This is a genomic window from Psychrobacter sp. Pi2-51, assembly GCF_904846665.1.
Taxonomy (GTDB): Bacteria; Pseudomonadota; Gammaproteobacteria; order Pseudomonadales; family Moraxellaceae; genus Psychrobacter; species Psychrobacter glaciei.
Genome location: NZ_CAJHBP010000055.1, coordinates 1 through 2592, shown reverse-complemented (window position 1 = coordinate 2592; position 2592 = coordinate 1). Strand labels below are relative to the sequence as shown.

3 protein-coding genes are annotated in these 2592 nt (G+C 32.8%); all 3 read left to right on the top strand.

From position 1 onward, the window contains the following. On the top strand, nucleotides 1-1533 hold a 1533-nt coding region (locus JMY08_RS13850; RefSeq protein ID WP_201593758.1), incomplete at its 5' end, for a DUF2345 domain-containing protein. A gap of 9 nt (nucleotides 1534-1542) precedes the next feature. Next, on the top strand, nucleotides 1543-1971 hold the full coding sequence (locus JMY08_RS13845) for a hypothetical protein (RefSeq protein WP_201593757.1): 429 nt from the start codon (nucleotides 1543-1545) through the stop codon (nucleotides 1969-1971). A 110-nt stretch (nucleotides 1972-2081) separates the two neighbouring features. Continuing rightward, nucleotides 2082-2592, top strand: a 511-nt coding sequence (locus tag JMY08_RS13840; RefSeq protein WP_201593756.1) for a hypothetical protein, incomplete at its 3' end; no start/stop codon positions are given.

The following is a 2592-nucleotide window of genomic DNA, read 5'->3' as shown; positions in this document are numbered from 1 at the left end:
AAGCCGGTAGCGATACAAGCCCAAGGTGGTGAGTTGCAGTTGAACAGTCAACAAGGTATGACGATTGGTAGTGAGTCAGGACAGGTGAATGTGTCGAGTCCGAAGCGCATTAAGCTGCAAACGTCAGCAGGGGCGTCCATTACGATCGATGAGAGTGGTATTAAGCTGGTGTGTCCGGGGACGATTAAAGTTAAGGCGGTGAAGAAAGGGCTTGTGAGTGGGGCGAGAGCTAACTATGCCCTACCGATGATGCCTAAGACTATCCCACTGTTTAGTAATAAACTCGATGTTTATGATTTGTTTTATCAGCATAATTTTAATGACATTGAGTTTCAAATACTGCGCCCTGATGGGCAATTGATTGAAGGAGTATTAGATGAGCATGGACGGACCGCTCCTGTTATTAGCGATAAAGCCTGTATGTTTTATTTATCATTCACGAAAATAGGCTATAAAGCACTTTTAGTAAGCTCAGGATACAGATGTATTGTTAGAAATGTCCAAAAAGGTAGGAAAAGTGTTAATCATATGGGTCAAGCTTTAGACGTACAATTTAGTCGCGTATCTAATGGAGCGATAGCTAATTCTGTAGCTGATGTTGAGAAAATAAGGGAAGTTATATTGGTAAAATCTATGGGTGCAGAATATAGATGGGATAAGAAAAATGAAATATCACTAGAAACTACGGCTGACGGAGCCAGTAGTTGGGTTCATTTTGACAGTAGAGAATACGAACAAAAGTATAAAAAGCTAAATTTTTACGCTAAAACGGTAGCTGAAATGGTAGGTAGTGATCTGAGTACTCATACTGATAATAAAATGCTTGCTTGTGGAGGTACTTTTATTACTAAAAATAAAACAAAAAATATGAAAAGTATAGGTGGTATTATTGGGAAAATAATTGCATCGCATGAAAATCAAGGTGGACGCTACGATATTTTTAATAGAGGTACTATAGGAGAGTATGCATGGACATCAGGATATGAAAACATTGAAGCTAGAACTATCGATGAATGGCGAAAGTTAGGTACTTTGAGTGGCGATAATAAAGATAAGCGCTTTGCAATGGGCAAATATCAAATTATACCTGATACATTAGGTGAAGTTCAAAAATCATTAAAGCTACTAGGAAGCACTAAATTGACTCCTGAAACACAAGAACTAATGTTTTTAGAACATTTCGTCAAAAAAACTAATATTATAACTGCTATTAAATCTGGTAGTAATAAAGACATTGAATCCGCCACTATGAAAATAGCTAAAATATGGGCTTCAGTAGGAGTTCCATTTGCTACTTCTAGAATTGCAAAAAAGAAAGCAGAAAATGGCAAACTAGTCTCATATACAATTGATCTCAAAAGGGGTCAAAGCTATTGGTCTGGAACAGGTGGAAACCAAGCACATACATCACCAGCTTTAGCAATAAAAGCACTGAAAGATATGAATAACGATTATAAAACTCTAATCTCTCAAGGATCAAGTTCAGAAGAAGCATTTGATAAAGTTATGTCGGTTGATACAAAGTTATTTTAGGAGAATTTTATGAGATTAATATCAGCTATATTATTGGTTTTTATATGTAGTTGCACCTCAGTACATTCTAAAGATTCAAACTATAAAGTATTAATTAATAGCAATGAAGAGTGCAAATATGACTATGGCGACGAAGACTTTTGTAGCAAAGACAATTTAATAATTTATAGCAATACTAATAAAAATATAAATTTTGATCGCAAGAAGGTTTTAGTAGTACCTGAGGACAGCTTTGGTTATATAGTTGTTATAGATCCTAAAACTAAGATAGTTTATCCTTTTAAATACTTAGTTGATTATAGAAAAATAAGTTTTACTAAAGATTCTAACGAATTCTGTATAGAGGGAGATATATCTGCTTATCGTGATGAAGATAGTGGATACTTCTGCTTTGAGTTTACAAAAGATAGTTTTGAACGAATATATGATATTAAATAATATATTCCATAAGCTATATTTTATTGCAGCGTGCATTATTGCTATTAAAATTAATGCTCTGATCACAGTAACTGTAGATATTATAATCTCAAAAAAGGATAAATGTTAATATGAAGAGCCTATACCTTGTAATAATGTCATTTTCTTTATTTATTGTAGGATGTAATTTTGATATCTCACAGCCTCGGGTAATTAATGAAAAGACAATAGTTAATAAAGAAGACATAAAGAAAGACTCAAAAATCATAGAGAAAGAAGTTGATTATACTAAGATGCAAGCGTCTAATTTGGACGAAAGTAAGGTAATTAAAGAAACAAAACTTCCGTTAACGCTTAATAGTTACACAAGTTGTAATATGGAAAATGATAATAATTTTTGTAAAAATAGGTTTCCAACTTATGATATTAAGGTTTTGCCTATTAATTTAAAGCAAGGCTACGCTGATATCAAATATATAGACACCATATTAAAACTTCCAAATATAAATGACATAGAAGTCTATATTTTAGCTAGAAATATGACAGATGTTGAAGAATATACGATAGTTACTTATAATAAAAAAATAATTGATAAACTATTGATCGGAAAGATAGGTTCAGCTGATAATTCTGATAGAATAT

What these genes read in the sequence shown, in the direction of transcription:
- JMY08_RS13845 (WP_201593757.1), top strand. Translation starts at nt 1,543, where the DNA reads ATGAGATTAATATCAGCTATATTATTGGTTTTTATATGTAGTTGCACC.